General features: G+C 74.1%; 20 protein-coding genes and 1 pseudogene. 4 read left to right on the top strand and 17 right to left on the bottom strand.

Going from position 1 to position 14516, the window contains the following annotated elements; genetic code table 11:
* Positions 1 to 68: 68 nt before the first annotated feature.
* From ACQ614_RS17750 to ACQ614_RS17770, 5 genes and pseudogenes are all read right to left on the bottom strand, one after another.
* Complete coding sequence (locus tag ACQ614_RS17750) at positions 69 to 668, bottom strand: hypothetical protein (RefSeq protein WP_431679528.1); 600 nt, start codon at positions 666 to 668, stop codon at positions 69 to 71.
* Positions 665 to 1369 carry a hypothetical protein gene (locus tag ACQ614_RS17755; protein WP_431679529.1) on the bottom strand — a complete coding sequence of 235 codons (705 nt, stop codon included), beginning with the start codon at positions 1367 to 1369 and terminating at the stop codon, positions 665 to 667. Before ACQ614_RS17755 ends, ACQ614_RS17750 begins: the two co-directional genes overlap by 4 nt.
* Positions 1366 to 1839 (bottom strand): annotated as a pseudogene (locus tag ACQ614_RS17760) (SigE family RNA polymerase sigma factor); the annotation flags it as partial. The gene ACQ614_RS17755 and the pseudogene ACQ614_RS17760, both read right to left, overlap by 4 nt.
* Before the next feature lie 24 nt (positions 1840 to 1863).
* Positions 1864 to 2013, bottom strand: a complete 150-nt coding sequence (locus ACQ614_RS17765) for a hypothetical protein (protein ID WP_431679530.1) — start codon at positions 2011 to 2013, stop codon at positions 1864 to 1866.
* A gap of 821 nt (positions 2014 to 2834) precedes the next feature.
* Entirely contained in the window at positions 2835 to 3287 is a 453-nt protein-coding gene (locus ACQ614_RS17770) for a rhodanese-like domain-containing protein (RefSeq protein WP_431679531.1), read from the bottom strand.
* Between the two features lie 133 nt (positions 3288 to 3420).
* Between ACQ614_RS17770 and ACQ614_RS17775 the strand changes: the two genes are divergently transcribed.
* Positions 3421 to 4458, top strand: coding sequence for a helix-turn-helix domain-containing protein (locus tag ACQ614_RS17775; RefSeq protein WP_431679532.1), 1038 nt, complete (start codon positions 3421 to 3423; stop codon positions 4456 to 4458).
* 34 nt (positions 4459 to 4492) lie between these two features.
* Here ACQ614_RS17775 and ACQ614_RS17780 read toward each other — a convergent pair whose 3' ends face one another.
* Positions 4493 to 5257: a MerR family transcriptional regulator gene (locus tag ACQ614_RS17780; RefSeq protein WP_431679533.1), complete on the bottom strand. Its 765-nt coding sequence runs from the start codon at positions 5255 to 5257 to the stop codon at positions 4493 to 4495.
* Between the two features lie 173 nt (positions 5258 to 5430).
* Between ACQ614_RS17780 and ACQ614_RS17785 the strand changes: the two genes are divergently transcribed.
* On the top strand, positions 5431 to 6264 hold the full coding sequence (locus ACQ614_RS17785; protein ID WP_431679534.1) for an aquaporin: 834 nt from the start codon (positions 5431 to 5433) through the stop codon (positions 6262 to 6264).
* Here ACQ614_RS17785 and ACQ614_RS17790 read toward each other — a convergent pair.
* The 7 genes from ACQ614_RS17790 to ACQ614_RS17820 all read right to left on the bottom strand — a co-directional run bounded on the left by ACQ614_RS17790 (position 6150) and on the right by ACQ614_RS17820 (position 9713).
* Positions 6150 to 6710, bottom strand: coding sequence for a flavodoxin family protein (locus ACQ614_RS17790; protein ID WP_431679535.1), 561 nt, complete (start codon positions 6708 to 6710; stop codon positions 6150 to 6152). The two genes, ACQ614_RS17785 and ACQ614_RS17790, sit on opposite strands and share 115 nt — an antisense overlap.
* A gap of 90 nt (positions 6711 to 6800) precedes the next feature.
* Positions 6801 to 7235: a PPOX class F420-dependent oxidoreductase gene (locus ACQ614_RS17795; protein ID WP_431679536.1), complete on the bottom strand. Its 435-nt coding sequence runs from the start codon at positions 7233 to 7235 to the stop codon at positions 6801 to 6803.
* Positions 7236 to 7274: 39 nt separating this feature from the next.
* On the bottom strand, positions 7275 to 7697 hold the full coding sequence (locus ACQ614_RS17800) for a MarR family winged helix-turn-helix transcriptional regulator (protein ID WP_431679537.1): 423 nt from the start codon (positions 7695 to 7697) through the stop codon (positions 7275 to 7277).
* Between the two features lie 170 nt (positions 7698 to 7867).
* Positions 7868 to 8197: a thioredoxin gene (gene trxA / locus ACQ614_RS17805; RefSeq protein ID WP_431679538.1), complete on the bottom strand. Its 330-nt coding sequence runs from the start codon at positions 8195 to 8197 to the stop codon at positions 7868 to 7870.
* Positions 8198 to 8252: 55 nt separating this feature from the next.
* Positions 8253 to 8672, bottom strand: coding sequence for a MerR family transcriptional regulator (locus ACQ614_RS17810; protein ID WP_431679539.1), 420 nt, complete (start codon positions 8670 to 8672; stop codon positions 8253 to 8255).
* A 64-nt stretch (positions 8673 to 8736) separates the two neighbouring features.
* Complete coding sequence (locus tag ACQ614_RS17815; protein ID WP_431679540.1) at positions 8737 to 9165, bottom strand: hypothetical protein; 429 nt, start codon at positions 9163 to 9165, stop codon at positions 8737 to 8739.
* Positions 9166 to 9242: 77 nt separating this feature from the next.
* Positions 9243 to 9713, bottom strand: a complete 471-nt coding sequence (locus tag ACQ614_RS17820) for a MarR family winged helix-turn-helix transcriptional regulator (RefSeq protein WP_431679541.1) — start codon at positions 9711 to 9713, stop codon at positions 9243 to 9245.
* A gap of 124 nt (positions 9714 to 9837) precedes the next feature.
* On the opposite strand from ACQ614_RS17820, the gene ACQ614_RS17825 reads away from it, so the two are divergent.
* Positions 9838 to 10248, top strand: coding sequence for an organic hydroperoxide resistance protein (locus tag ACQ614_RS17825; protein ID WP_431679542.1), 411 nt, complete (start codon positions 9838 to 9840; stop codon positions 10246 to 10248).
* A gap of 129 nt (positions 10249 to 10377) precedes the next feature.
* Here the strand turns inward: ACQ614_RS17825 and ACQ614_RS17830 are convergent, their stop codons facing one another.
* The 3 genes from ACQ614_RS17830 to ACQ614_RS17840 form a co-directional block, all read right to left on the bottom strand.
* Positions 10378 to 11136 carry a sporulation protein gene (locus ACQ614_RS17830; protein WP_363492286.1) on the bottom strand — a complete coding sequence of 253 codons (759 nt, stop codon included), beginning with the start codon at positions 11134 to 11136 and terminating at the stop codon, positions 10378 to 10380.
* Between the two features lie 163 nt (positions 11137 to 11299).
* On the bottom strand, positions 11300 to 12244 hold the full coding sequence (locus ACQ614_RS17835; protein WP_431679543.1) for a M56 family metallopeptidase: 945 nt from the start codon (positions 12242 to 12244) through the stop codon (positions 11300 to 11302).
* A 3-nt stretch (positions 12245 to 12247) separates the two neighbouring features.
* Positions 12248 to 12703 (bottom strand): BlaI/MecI/CopY family transcriptional regulator, encoded by a 456-nt coding sequence (locus ACQ614_RS17840; protein ID WP_431679544.1) that lies wholly within the window; start codon positions 12701 to 12703, stop codon positions 12248 to 12250.
* Positions 12704 to 12939: 236 nt separating this feature from the next.
* Between ACQ614_RS17840 and ACQ614_RS17845 the strand changes: the two genes are divergently transcribed.
* Entirely contained in the window at positions 12940 to 13515 is a 576-nt protein-coding gene (locus tag ACQ614_RS17845; protein ID WP_431679545.1) for a TerD family protein, read from the top strand.
* 65 nt (positions 13516 to 13580) lie between these two features.
* Here ACQ614_RS17845 and ACQ614_RS17850 read toward each other — a convergent pair whose 3' ends face one another.
* Positions 13581 to 14459 carry a GNAT family N-acetyltransferase gene (locus tag ACQ614_RS17850; RefSeq protein ID WP_431679546.1) on the bottom strand — a complete coding sequence of 293 codons (879 nt, stop codon included), beginning with the start codon at positions 14457 to 14459 and terminating at the stop codon, positions 13581 to 13583.
* Positions 14460 to 14516: the final 57 nt, after the last annotated feature.

Raw genomic sequence — 14516 nt, forward strand, 5'->3', positions numbered from 1 at the left:
CACCCGTGGGGGGTGTCCGGCCGCCGCCGTGTCAGCGGTTCCGGTGGATCGGCACCGAGCCGGCCGCATCACCGATCTTGGTGTAGGAGCCGCCGTCGAGGAAGGCCTGGCCCAGCATGCCGACCGCTGCTGTCCGGTCCTTGGTGGTGAGCTTCATCCGGTAGGTGAGGGTGCGGCTCTTGCCCGGCGAGGGAGAAGGCGGCGGAGCGGCCGAGGCCCGCGTAGTCCGTGCCCGTACCCGCCCTGAGCGGCAGCGCCGTCCAGGTGGAGCCGTCCTTGCGCTCCAGCGTGCCGGTCGGGATCCGCTCCTCGACCGGGCCGGCCTGGGTGTCGAACTCCTTCTCGTCGCGCTTCCCGACGACGACCGGCTCGACGTGGCTGTAGGAGGTCTGGCTGACGTTCGTCCAGGTCACCTGGAAGGTGACGGTCTCGATGCCGTTCTCGGTGGTCGAGGACGGCTCTCCGAGCAGGACCTTGATGTCGCCGGCCTTGCCCTTGTGCAGGACGTCTCCGCGCCCGCTGACGTCGAGGCTGTTCAGGATCGAGGTCAGGCCGCCCTCGTAGTCCGACTTCAGCCCGTCGGCGACGACGAAGACCTGCTCCTTGTGGAAGCCCCACATCCGTGCGGTGAACTGCTGCCCCTCACAGTCCACCTGCCACTTCGTCATCGACGCCCAGCGCCCGTTGACCGCCTGCGTGGAGCGCTGCGGAAGGCCGACGCGCTTGTAGTCCGTGGTGTCTCCGGGAAGTGCGGGTTGCCCCACAGCGGGCAGAAGGGCTGGTGCGACCAGCCCGACGGCGAGTCGAGAGCTGCCTCGGACGGCCAGGTGACGTTCTCGAGGCCGGCGGTGGAGTAGGCGGCGATCATCACTCCGTACGGCTGGCAGTCGTGGTACGTCGCGCTCGTCGGGGCGCCGGGGCTCAGCAGGCAGAGTCGCAGGGGATCGTCCGCTGCGATCCGCCAGCCGGCCGGGACCTCCAGGCCGACGTCGCCGAACTCGTACGGGGTGCCCGCGGTGGCAGCCGGGTTGATCGCGCTCCCGGTCGCCGTGGCGGACGGGCCGGGCGGGGCGGAGACGGAGACGGAGACCGAGGGGCTGGGCCCGGCGGTGAGGGTGGCGGCGGGCGGGGTGTCGTCGCGCCTGGCGACCTGGTCGCCGTCGGTCCGGACGACGCCGATCGCGACGGCGGCGGCGAGGCCCAGCAGCGGGACGGTGACGGTGAGGACCGGCCGCAGGCGGCGGAGCCGGCGGGAGGGCGGGGTGTCCTGGCGGAGGCTCTGCGCCGTCACCAGGGAGGCGCGGGCGTCGAGGGCCTCGCGCAGCAGGCGCTCCACGGGCGTCTCTTCGGGGGTGGGCTTGTCGGTCATCGGGCCTTCTCCAGGGCGTCCAGGGCCCGGCTGGCGGTGGACTTCACGGCGCCCCGGGAGAGCCCCAGGGCCTCGGCGATCTGCGCCTCCGACAGATCGGACCAGTAGCGCAGGACGAGCACCTCGCGCTGGCGGGGCGTCAGCTCCTGGAGTGCGACGAGCACCCGCCGGTGCTCGTCGTTGAGGACGGCGTGGTCCTCCGCCGAAGGGGCGTCGGCCTCGTGCGGCGGGACGTACTCGCGGGCGGTCTTGCGCCGGCGGAGCACCGAGCGGGCCCCGTTGACCACCGAGGTGCGCAGGTAGCCGAGGGCGTTGTCGAGGTCGTCGAGGTGCTCGCCGTGGCGCTGGTAGAGCGCGGCGAAGGCCTCCTGGACCACGTCCTCGGCGATGTCCTGCTGGTCGACCAGCAGGACGGCCATCCGGACCAGGCCGAGCCGGTGGGCGTGGTAGAGGTCGGTGAGGGTGGGCCGGTCCTCGGCCGGCTTCCGTCCGCCTCACAGCAGGCGCAGACCGGGACGGCCGGCACGCTCCTGCTCGGGCGCGGCCTCGGCGGAATCGGCGCCGAACAGCAGACGCAGGACGCCTCGGATCGGGGCGGGGCGCCGTACCGGCAGCCCCGATATCGGCGCGACGGCCATGGACATGTGCGGGTTCCGTTCTCCCCGCCCGGGAGGCACCGCTCGGCGCGGGCTCCCTCGACCGGGAACATAATGATCATGGTGATGGGCGGGGCGACTGTGCCAGGAGCCGTCAGTGCGCCTGCGGGGCGGCCCGCATGCCGGTCGCGGCGGGGCGGCGAAGGTCCCGGCGGCCCCATCCGGAGCGGCCGATCGGCGGAGCACTTTTCGTCCCGAATACGGAGATAACGGGCACATCCACGGCAGGTTCCCCCAGGGTGCGGCATGGTCGTCGGACGGAGTGAGAGCCGCCGGTCGGCCTCGGGCGGGCCCTCCGGCTCCGTTCCCCTGGCTCTCGTCCTGATAGACGTGCATCCCGTCGGGGGGTTGCAGGTGGGGTGTGGAGAATTTTTTCGGGCGCCCGCACCGGGCACCACGGCGTGCCGAGAACACGAAGAGGTGCCCGGCGACAGCGCCGGGCACCTGAATGATCCATCAGCGGCGGGCGCCGCGGCGGCCCCAGCCGGACATCCGGATCGGAGCGGGGATGTTATTCGCAAAAGTGGAGACAACGGACGTGTTCAAGGCATGACCCCCCAAAGAGATCGCTGCAGATGTGGTGGTGGATGTGTACGGCGAGGCCCACCGGTCGGCTCAGCCGCACCGGCCCCGTCCCCCGGGCCCTCGTCCTGACGAAACAGCATCCTCCCCGACGGACGGGGCGGGCTCCCACTGCTTTTTCACTGCCAGCCTCGGGACCGCCAGCCGGTCTCGGACACATCTTCAGATTAGGGCCGGGCACTGACAGTCCGGCCCTGCCAGGGGCTCCACCCCACCGGGGCCCGCGGTCAGCAGACCAGGCCGAGGTCCGCCGGGGTGGCGGCCTTCGGGTCGATCGGGCGACGGCCTTCGGTGGGCCAGCCCTCGCGCACCCAGTACTCCAGACCGCCGATCATCTCCTTGACCTCGCGCCCGAGCGCGGCCAGCCTCATGGCGCCCTTGGTGGAGCCGTTGCAGGCCGGGCCCCAGCAGTACACGACCAGCAGGCCGGACGGGAGTTCGGCGACCCGCTCGGCGGTGATCTCCGCCAGGGGCAGGCTGACGGCCCCCGGCAGGTGGGCCTTGCGGTGGGCGCCCTCGGCGCGGACGTCGACCAGGGTGAAGTCCTGCTGCCCGTCGCGCATCGCGTACCGGACGTCGGCGGGGTCGGCCTGGCAGCCGAGGCGCTCGGCGAAGAAGGCGAAGGCGCGGTCGGGGGCGAGGGCGGGGATCTCGGTCACGGGCGAGACGGCAACGGTCATCTGCGGGCTCCTGACGGTCCGGGAACTGCGGTGCGGCGACGTCTCCGATCCTTCCGGCGGGCGTCGGCGCCCGACAGTGGCGGTGACGACTACACTCGCCAAGATCCCGCCAGCCCGGACGAAGGGGAGCGCCGTGAACGACCGCCAGCCGAGCCGCCCGGTGGCCGTCTCCGTCGGCCGCCGCCCGGAGCCGGTGCACACCGTCGCCGTGTACGCCTTCGACGGCATGGCCCCGTTCGAACTGGGCGTCGTCGTCGAGGTCTTCGGCCTGGCCCGGCCCGAACTGAGCGGGCTGCTGGCCGCGCCCTGGTACGACGTCAGGGTCTGCGCCGACCGTCCCGGCACCCCGCTGAACGCGGTCGGCGGCTTCACCCTCACCGCCCCGCACGGGCTGGACGAACTGGCCGCCGCCGACACGGTGATGGTGGTGGCCGTCCCCAACGCCTTCGGCGGCGAGGTCTCCCCCGGGCTGGTGGCGGCACTGCGCACCGCGCACGAACGCGGCGCCCGGATCGTCTCGATCTGCTCGGGCGCCTTCGCGCTGGCCGCCGCGGGCCTGCTGGACGGCCTGGAGGCCACCACCCACTGGCGGTACGCCGGCCTGCTGCAGCAGCGCCACCCGGCGGTGAAGGTCAACCCGGACGTGCTGTACGTCGACAACGGCTCGGTGCTGACCAGCGCGGGCAGCGCGGCCGGCATCGACCTGTGCCTGCACCTAGTGCGCCGGGACCACGGCGCCCGGGTGGCCAACACGGTGGCCCGCCGCTTCGTGGTGCCGCCGCACCGGGACGGCGGGCAGGCCCAGTTCATCGAAGCGGCGGTCACACCGGTGGCGGCGGAGGACGACGGCGTCGCCCGCTCCATGCAGTGGGCACTGGACCACCTGGCCGAGCCCCTCACGGTGCCGCTGCTGGCCCGCGCCGCCCGGATGTCGGACCGCTCCTACCTGCGGCACTTCACCGCCCGCAACGGCACCAGCCCGATGCGCTGGGTCACCGCCCAGCGCATCGCGGCGAGCCTGCCGCTGCTGGAGTCGCCGGACGGCACCGTCGAGGAGATCGCGGCCGCGGTCGGCTTCGAGAGCGCCGCGACCTTCCGGCACCACTTCGGGCGGACCATGCAGGTCTCCCCCACCGCCTACCGGCGCACCTTCGGCCGCGGCGCGGCATAACCGGGCCCTGCCGGAGCAGGACCCGTGCGCCGGGTCAGGACTCGCGGCGGTCGGCGTTGGCGAGGATGGCGTCGCGCAGCCACTGCGCCAGACCGGGGGCGATCCGGTCGTAGGTGGCGGTGAAGCGCGGGTCGGCGACGTACATCTCGGCCAGGCCGCGGTGGATGGTGTAGGTGCACTCGTAGAAGTTCCCGGTGATGTGCTGCCGGTGCTCCTCGGCGAGGGCCGCGCCCTCCTCGGAGTCGGCCGCCGTGCCGGAGGTGAACGCCTGCGCCAGGCGGGCGTTGAGGCCGTCGGCCTCGGCCTTGATGCGCTGCCAGTCGGCCTTGGTGTAGCCGCCGGTGCGCCGCTGGGACTCCTTCCAGGCGTCGGTGCCGCCCCAGCGCTGCTCGGCCTCGTCCTCCCAGCTCTCCTGGTAGTCCTTCCCGAACACCTCGAACTTCTCCTCCGGTGTCAGCTGAATGCCCATCTTCTGTGCCTCCAAGGCTCGTTCGACTGCCGCGGCGAGTTCCTGGAGGTGCTCGATCCGGTCGCCGATGATGCTGCGCTGGCGGCGCAGGTGCTCGTTGGGCGAGACGGACCGGTCGTCCAGGATGGCCGCGACCTGGTCGAGGGGGAAGCCGAGTTCGCGGTAGAACAGCACCTGCTGCAGCCGGTCGAGGTCCTTCTCCTCGTAGCGGCGGTAGCCGGCCGGCGTGCGTCCGCTCGGGGACAGCAGGCCGATCTCGTCGTAGTGGTGCAGGGTCCGTACGGTGACCCCGGCCACCTTGGCCACCTGGCCGACCGAGTAGCTGGTCATCGCGGTCGCTCCCTCCTCGTGGCCTCCACCCTCCGGCCTCACGGTGCGTGAGGGTCAAGCCGATTCCGTCCGGCCCCGGCCGTGCGAGTCTCCGAGCCGGCGGTACCGGGCCGGGGCACAGCCTGGTGCACCGGACAATTGTCGCCGCGCCGCCGTCCGAACACGATGGCGGCATGAGGACGACACCCCTGTTCAGGCGGCTGGCCGCGGAGGCGGTCGGCACCGCGGTGCTGGCCGCGGTGCTGATCGGCTCCGGGCTCCGGGCCGCGGCGACGGGCGGGGACGGCGGCGGGGGCGCCGTCGGCGGCGTCCTCGCCCCGGCCCTGGCGCTGGGCGTGCTGATCGCCCTGTTCGCGCCGGTGTCCGGGGCCCATCTCAATCCGCTGGTCACGGTGGCCGGCTGGTGGGCGGGGCGGCGGGACGGCAGCGGCCCGTCCGCCGGGGAGCTGGGCGGCTACGCGGCGGCGCAGCTGGCCGGTGCGGCGGCGGGCGCCGCCGTGGCGAACGCGATGTTCGGCCGGCCGCTGCTGGGGCCGGCCGCGGTGCCGCGGGCCGGCGGGCCGCTGTGGCTGGCGGAGGGCCTGGCGACCGGGGTGCTGGTGCTGCTGGTCTGCGGGCTGCTGCTCGGCGGCCGGGGCCGGTGGGCGCCGATGGCGGTGGCCGGGTGGGCCGCGGCGGCGTGCTGGGGCACCTCCTCGGGGGCGTTCGCCAATCCCGCGGTCACCGCGGGCCGGGCGCTGGCCGAGGGTCCGGCCGGGATCGCGCCCGGCTCGGTGCCGGGTTTCGTGCTGGCGCAGTGCGCGGGTGCCGCGGCCGGCCTGGCGCTGGCGGCGCTGCTGTTCGGGCGGCCGGGAGCGGTCGGGCGGCCGGGGGCTTCCGGGGAGCCGGCGGCTCAGGCGGAGGCGAGGAAGGACTTGGCGGCGAGCAGCGCGTCCTCGTCGGCGAGCACGTCGCCGGGCCGGCTGCCGGAGCCGAGCAGCAGGCCGCCCCAGCGCATCGACAGGTAGTCGGCGCTGCGGCGGAGCATGCCGGCGAGCGGGTCGGCGTCGGAAGGGTCGCTGCCGGCGTAGGCGCTGACGGCCCAGAGGGTGCGGCCGGCCATCCGGGGCTTGAAGTCGGTGCCGGGGACGCGCATCCAGCCGGACCAGTGGTCGAGGTAGTGCTTGACGGGCGTGCTGACGCTGTACCAGTAGAGCGGCGAGACGATCACCAGGTCGGTCGCGTCGAGGGTGGCGTCCAGCAGGGTGCGGGCGTGCCCGGTGGGCGGCGGGTACTCGCCGTCGTGGCGCTGGTCGGCAAAGGCGGGCAGCGGCAGGTCGGTGAGGGTGAGCCACTGCTGCTCGGCGCCGGCGGGGAGGTGCTCGGCGGCGCGGCGGGCGAGCAGTTCGGCATTGCCGCCGGAGCGGGTGGAGCCGAGCAGGAAGAGGAAGCGGCGCTGGGCCCGGTCGGCCATGGGGGCTCCGTGGTGTCGTGGTGACGGCGCCGACGGTGGCCGGCACCAGCGTCCAACAACGGGCCGCGGGCGGGTTCTTCCCGCGGACGGTCAGTCGGAGACGGCGCCCTGGGCGTTCACCTTGTCGATCCGGATGCGGACGAGGAGTTCGCCGGGGACGCCGTTGCGGGTGGCGAACTCCTCGGCGCGCTCCTCCCCCATGTAGCGGGCGCCGAGCCGGCCGGCCCAGTGGCGGAGTTCCTCCGGGTCCTCGGAGATCTCGGCGCGGCCCTGGACCAGGACGAAGGAGTACGGCGGCTGCTGGTCGTCCACGCAGACCATGGCCCGGGGGTCGCGGGTGAGGTTGCGGCCCTTGACCGTGGTGCTGCCGGTGGTGATCACCAGGTGGTCGCCGTCCAGGACGAACCAGACGGGTGCGACGTGCGGGCGGCCGTCGGCGCGGGTGGTGGCGAGCTTGGCGGTGCGGGTGCCGTGGCTGAGGAAGGCGCGCCACTGCGGCTCGGTCATCCGGGTCATGCGGCCCATCCTGGTGCGTCCGGCCGGGCCCGGAGGGGCGGCGCGCCGTCAGTCCCCGGCGCCGTACCGGGTCAGGTAGTGGGCGAACTGCTCGATGTCGCCGTCGCTCCAGCCGGTGAACCGCTCGCGGAAGGCCAGCCGGCGCTGCTCGGCGGCCTCGGCGAGCAGCCGCAGGCCGTTCACGGAGGGCCGCAGCAGCTGGCCGCGCTGGTCGTCGGGATCGGGTTCGCGGGTGATCAGCCCGAGCTTCTCCAGGGCGGTGACCTGCCGGCTCACCGTGGACTTGTCGAGCATGAAGTGGGCGGCGAGGTCGGCGGCGCGGCAGCTGCCGCGCTCCTTCACCAGGTCGAGCATGCTGTACGTGACCAGCGTCAGGCCGGGGTGCATCTGCGCGGCCTTGTGGCGGGCCCGGCGGGCGAACGCGGTGAGCTCGCGCTGGATGGCGTCCAGGGCGGCGTCGCGGTCGGGCATGCGTGCTCCTTCGGTGGGGGATGCCGGGGACCACCGTACGGCGGCCGGGGCGGCTGTCCCGAACCGGCCACGAGGTTGCACTTTACAACCGCAGGGCGGAGGAGTACGTTCCGGTACGGACGGGTTCGCGGGCGGCGGTCCTGGACAGGCCGCCGCCCACCCCCGCGAGCTCAGACCACGTCTTCGAGTTCGCGCAACAGCTTCGCCTTGGCCCGGGCGCCGACCATGCTCTTCACGGGTTCGCCACCGCGGAAGACCATCAGGGTGGGCATCGACATCACGCCGTACCGGGCCTGGGTCTCGGGATTGGTGTCCACGTCGAGCTGGACGACGCGCAGCCGGTGCCCCTCCTCGCGGGCGACCTCGGCCAGTACCGGCCCGATCATGCGGCACGGCGGGCACCACTCGGCGGTGAAGTCCACCAGCACGGGCCGGTCGGCGGCCAACACCTCGGCGGCGAAGGTCTCGTCGGTGACCGCGTCGATTCCGGGGACGGCCATGGGGTGGTCCTTTCGGTCGGACTCGGATGGTTGGTTCAGGGGCGCCCCCGCGCCCCTAGCCGGCACCCCCGTGAGGGGTGAGGCCGCAGCGGGGTTCGGGGCCGCCCGGGAGGTCCGCGTCGGCTTCGAGTTCGGCGCGGGCGAGCTGGGCGGCGACCTCGTCCCGGACGGCCTGCAGCCGCCCGATGACGCCGTCCAGCTCGGCGAGCTTGGCCCGGTAGACGTCCAGCGAGGCCGGGCAGGAGTCGCCGGCCGGGTGGCCGGCCTGCAGGCACTCGACGAACGGCCGGGTCTCCTCCAGGCCGAACCCGAAGTCCTGCAGCGTCCGGATCTGCCGGAGCAGCCGGAGGTCCTCCTCGTCGTACTCGCGGTAGCCGTTGCCGTCGCGCCGGGCGGGCAGCAGCCCGCGCGACTCGTAGTACCGCAGTGCCCGTGTCGTGGTGCCCGCGCGGCGGGCCAGTTCGCCGATCCGCATGCCTGAGACGGTAGACCTTGCCGCCGACGTCAACGCCAGCCCTTCCGGGATCGGCCCGTCCGGGTCAGCCCGTGCAGGCGGGGCTGTCGCGGAGGTCGGCGACGGTCCGGTCCGCGTCGCGGACGGTGTACCGGAGGCACCGGTCCGGCCCGCCCGGCCGGTGTTCGGCGACCCCGACCAGGCCGAGCCCGGCGGCGCCGCCCTCGGCGTGCACCGTCCAGGAGTCGGGGGTGCCGGCGCGGAAGACCGGGTCGGTGCCGCCGTGGCGGGCCTGCCAGTCGTCGAGGCGGCGGTTGAGTTCCGGCGCCAGCCACTCGGCGCGCACCTCGGACGGGGTGAGCCCGTTGTCGCCGAGGCCGAGCACGGCGTCCCGGTAGGCGTGCAGGAAGCCGTCGACCAGGGCGGCGTCGGGCCCGGCCGGGCGGGCGTCCCGGGCGGCGGCGGACGGGGTGGCGGCGGCGAGCACGGCAAGCGCGGCGAGCAGGGTCCTCATGGGCGCCCAGCCGATCATGCGCACCCCGCGCCCGGACCGGCGACACGCACGGCCCGCGGGGGCGGACCGGAAGGCGGTCAGCCCGCGGCCGCGGTGGCCGTGTCGAGGGCGGTGGTGATGCGGCCGAGCAGCTGCTGCAGCCCGACGATCTCCTCCAGGGAGACCCCGGAGGCGGCGAGGATCCCGCGGGGCATCTGCAGGGCCTGCTCGCGCAGGGCCGCGCCCTCCTCGGTGAGGCGGACGGTGACCGAGCGCTCGTCCTCGGCGCTGCGCTCGCGGCGCACCCGGCCGGACGCCTCCAGGCGCTTGATCAGCGGGGAGAGCGTGCCGGAGTCGAGCCGCAGCCGTTCCCCGATCTCCTTGACCGGGAGATCGCCGTGCTCCCACAGGACCAGCATCACCAGGTACTGCGGGTAGGTGAGGTCGAGGTCCTTGAGGACGACCCGGTAGAGGCCGTTGAACGCGCGCGAGGCGGCGTACAGGGAGAAACAGATCTGGCGGTCGAGGCGGAGCAGCTCCTCCTCGGGCACCTCGGGCAGCACGGTCATGGTCCAAGGATAGCCGTGCCGCGAGCATTTAAGTTGTGCGCAATTCAGTTGTGTGCTCTACTTGTGGCAACGGGGCGGCCCGGGCACCGGGCCGCCGATCCGACCCGAGAAGAGGGACTGGTCCATGGACGCGCTGTACACCGCTGTCGCCACCGCCAACGGCCGTGAGGGCCGGGCCGTCAGCTCCGACGGCCAGATCGACCTGCCGCTCGCCATGCCGCCCGCGCTCGGCGGCAACGGGCAGGGCACCAACCCCGAGCAGCTCTTCGCGGCGGGCTACGCGGCGTGCTTCGCCAGCGCCGCCGGCCTGGTCGGCCGGCAGATGCGGGTGGACACCAGCGAGGTCTCGGTGACCGCCGAGGTCAACATCGGCAAGGACGACAACGGCTTCGGGCTCTCCGTCGTGCTGCGCGTCGAGCTGCCGGAGGAGCTCTCCGGCGAGACCGGCCAGCTGCTGATCAAGAAGGCCCACGAGGTGTGCCCGTACTCCAAGGCCACCCGCGGCAACATCCCGGTCGAGCTCGTCGTCGAGTAACCCCGGCCGGGCACGGGGGATCGGGGAAACGGGGGACGGGGAAACGGGGGACGGGGGAACGGGAACGGCGGACCGCCGGGGCGAGGGATGCGCCCCGGCGGTCCGCCGTCGTTCGGGTCTCTGCTGCCGCTACAGCGCGGCGCGGATCCAGCCGTCCACCACCGCGGTGAGGTCCTGCTGGGCCGCCGCGTGGTCGAGGTGGTACGTGCGGACCGAGTCGCCGCCGTGCAGGAAGCCGCGCTTGTCGAACTCCAGGACGACCTCGACGCCGTGCGGGTCGGCGATGAAGGTCACCTCGATCTCGTTGCAGCGGTGCGCGTACTGCGGCGCCGCACGGAACTCGATCTCCTGGTAGAAGGGCAGCGTCTGGCGGGTGCCGCGGATGTGGCCCGCCTCCAGGTCGGCCCGGGTGAAGTGGAAGCCCAGCGCCAGCAGGGCGTCCAGCACCCGCTGCTGCACCGGCAGGGCCTCGATCGCCACCGGGTCGGCGTCGCCCTTGTCCAGCTGGCCGGCGATGTCCACCTCGGTGCGGACGCCGAGCGCCATGCCCGACAGGTGCTGGCCCGCGATGGAGGTCGCCGGGGTCTCGAACGGCACCGGGAACGAGAACGGAACCGCGCGGTGCTCGCCCGCCGCCAGGCGGAGCGGCCCGCTGACCGCCGCCGAGGCGAAGGTCTTGTTGGTGTGCCCCTCGTGGTCCTCGTACTCGACCTCGACGCGGGCGATCAGGCTGAGGGTGATGCCGTTGATCTCGGCGTCCCGCTCACCGCCGACCAGATTGACCTGTCCGAAGATCGTGCCGCCGGGGCGGACGGTCGGCGTGGACAGGACCGTGTCCACGGTGGGTCCGCCGACGCCCAGGGCGCCGAGAAGCCGCTTGAACACCATCGGTGCTCTCCTTACCGAGTCGGGTGGTGAGGCCGCGACGATCGTACTTTGCCCACCCTTGACCCCGTCCGCCCCGGGGGGCGCGTCTTCGGAAGGCACTCGGGCGGTCAGTTCAGGGGCGCGCCCTCAATGACGCGCACCCCTTGTGGTGCATCCGGCTGCCCTACAACGGCGTGGCGGCCTTGAGGACCAGCAGGAGGGCGGTGGCGGCGTTCAGGGCGGAGAGTGCGGAGGCCGCGGTGCCGGCCGCGGCGAGCATCGCGGCGGGGCCGGCCGGGCTGAGCGCCGGCGGCCAGGCGCGGCCGGACGGCACCGGGCCGAGCAGTGCGGCCACCCGCCGCGGCACCGGGCCGGGCGACGGATCGGCGAAGGCCGCCAGCCCGGGCACGGCGGCGCGGTGGGTGACCAGGGCGGCCCTGGCGACGGCGCGGGCGGTGGCCCGGCGGTCGCCGACCGCGCCCGCGGCCTCCTCGTCGGCCCAGCGCTCGGTGCCGTAGGCGACCGCCCGGTGCAGCGGCCGCAGGAACGGGTTGACGCAGGCCGCGAGCCGGGTCGCCAGCAGGTAGCGGTGGTGGCGGTGCGTCAGGTGGGCCTGCTCGTGGGCGAGCAGGGCGGCCCGTTCGTCCTCGGCGAGGTGTTCCAGCATGCCGGTGGAGACCACGATCCGGCCCTGCGTGCCCGGCAGCGCATAGGCGTACGGGCGGTCGTCCGGCAGCACCGCGGGCCCCTCGCCGTACGGGACGTGCGCCACCGCGCGGCGCGCCCGGGTACCGACCCGCAGCCGGCGGACGAGGGTGCGGGCGACCGCGGCGAGCACTACGACGAGCATCGCGATCGCGCCCGCGCCGACCTCGACGTGGAAGGGCACGATGTCGCGCACCTCCGGGTCGGACCAGCTGTCCGGCAGCGGATTGCCGGGGATCTGGGCGGTGCCCAGCACCCCGAGCAGGCCCAGGCAGAGCATGCTGCACACGGCCATGGCGAGGCCGAAGCCGGTCAGCAGCCTGGTCGCGGAGCGCGGGTGCAGGTGCTGCTCGGCGAGGCGGGAGATCGGCAGGGCGGTGAGCGGCAGGACGAGCGGGAGGAAGAGGAAGACGGAGACGCCCATCGCTCAGCCCTCGCGGCCCGCCGGCCGGTCACCCGCCGACGGTCCGCCGGCGGTCCTGCCCGGGCCCTCCGAGGCGCTGTCCAGCAGGGCCCGGAGCAGCAGTTCGTCGTCGGGCAGCAGCGCCGAGACGAAGCTGGCGAGCACCGCGTCGCGGTCGGCCTCGCTGTCGAGCACCCGCCGCATCCGCAGGGCGGCCAGGCCGGCCGCGTCCGAGGCGGCCAGCCACCGGTAGGAGCGGCCGGAACGAGTGCGCGACACGGCGTTCTTGGCGTGCAGTCGGGAGAGGATGGTGACCACCGTGGTGTAGGCGAGGCCGCCCTCCAGGCGCTCCTGGACCCAGCCCGCAGTGGCCGGGCCCGGCGCCTCCCGCAGCACCGCCAGCACCTGGGCCTCCAGTTCGCCCTGGCCCCGGCGGCGGGCCCGGAACCCCCCGGCGGAGGGCTCGCGCTCCTGGACCATGGCGGCGCCTCCCCGTGCGTCCCCGGAAGGCCTGGCCCTCCTTGACCGTGTACGCCGCGGGTGGGGCGGCGCGCGGCCATCCTACTGAGCAGTTCGCTCCCGCCCGCCCGGTGAGGTCGCGTCAGTCCGTTCCGGAGGCGGTCCGCGCGGCCTCTACAGTGCTGTAGATTCTTGCGTCACAGTGATCGGATCGGCCGGGCGGACGGGCCCGGTGCGGCACTCCGGGAGGGGAAGCCATGGGAGTCTCGCTGGCCAAGGGCGGCAACGTCTCGCTGAGCAAGGAGGCCCCGGGCCTGACGGCGGTCATCGTCGGTCTGGGCTGGGACGTCCGCTCGACCACCGGGGCCGACTTCGACCTCGACGCCAGCGCACTGCTGTGCGGCGAGTCCGGCCGGGTGCTGACCGACCAGCACTTCGTCTTCTACAACAACCTGACCAGCCCCGAGGGTTCGGTCGAGCACAGCGGCGACAACCTGACCGGCGGCGGCGACGGCGACGACGAGCAGATCAAGGTCGACCTGAGCGCCGTACCGCTCACCGTCACGAAGATCGTCTTCCCGGTGTCCATCTACGACGCCGAGAGCCGGCTGCAGAACTTCGGCCAGGTCCGCAACGCCTTCATCCGCGTGGTCGACCAGGCCACCGGCCGCGAGGTCGCCCGCTACGACCTCAGCGAGGACGCCTCCTCCGAGACCGCCATGGTCTTCGGCGAGCTCTACCGGCACGGCGCGGACTGGAAGTTCCGCGCCATCGGCCAGGGGTACGCCTCCGGCCTCCGCGGCATCGCCCTCGACTACGGCGTCAACGTCTGAGGCAACAGGTACCCGATGAGGGGCGCTGGGAACTGCGCAGTTCCCGGCGCCCCTGTGGTTCTGCCCTACAGGTCCAGGCGGTAGTGGCAGATGCGGCGGGTCGGGAGGTAGCCGAAGGCCTCGTTGACGCGCTGCATCGCGGTGTTCTCCTCGGCGGTGTCGGTCATGAGGCCGTCCGGTGCGGGCCGGCGGCGGAGGGCGGTACGGATCGACTCCGCCTTCATCCAGCGGGCCAGGCCCCGGCCCCGGTGGCCGGGCAGCACGCCGGTGCCGTAGTGCTGGCCGTCGCCGGCCCCTTCGCCCGGCAGCACCAGTTCGGTGAAGCCGACCATCGCACCGTCCGATTCGGCCAGCACCGCGACGGTGTGCAGCAGTTCGCCGCGGGCCGCGACGGCCTCGGCCGCGGCCCGCAGTCGCTCGGCGTCCCAGCGGACGGCGGGGTGGCCGGTGTCGCCCATCGGCATGTCGTCCATCGCCGGGCGGGCGGCGAGGTAGCGTTCCAGCAGACCGTCCGGGACGGTGCCCTCCCAGGACACCAGGCGGTAGCCGGGGTGCGGGCGTTCGACCAGCGCGGTGAGCCGGTGCCGGTCCGCCTCGGCGAGCGGCAGGCGGGCCTCGACCAGCACCAGGGCCCGGTGCAGCCCGCGGGCCGCCAGGAAGGCCTCGCCGGGCCCGCCCTCCTCGGCCACCGCGAGCAGGATCCGCCGGCCGTCCGCGCGGGCCGCCGCGGCGGCGGCGTCGAACAGCAGGGTGCCGGCGCCGCGCCGCCGTTCCGCCGGGTGCACGGTCAGCTCCAACTCGGCGAGGTGGCGCCGTTCGTCTCGGTCGGAGAGCCACAGGAAGGCCGTGCCCACCGGGACACCGTCGTCGGCGGCGAGCCAGGCGGCCCGGCGGCCGCCGGTGGGGGCGGCGGGGTCGGTCAGGGCGGTGAGGTGGATCGGCACGGGCGACTCCGGGTCCGGGTGACGGGACGGCCCGGTGACCGTAGGCGCCGCCCGGCG

The sequence above is a fragment of the Kitasatospora dryopteridis genome, assembly GCF_050749075.1.
Lineage (GTDB): Bacteria > Actinomycetota > Actinomycetes > Streptomycetales > Streptomycetaceae > Kitasatospora.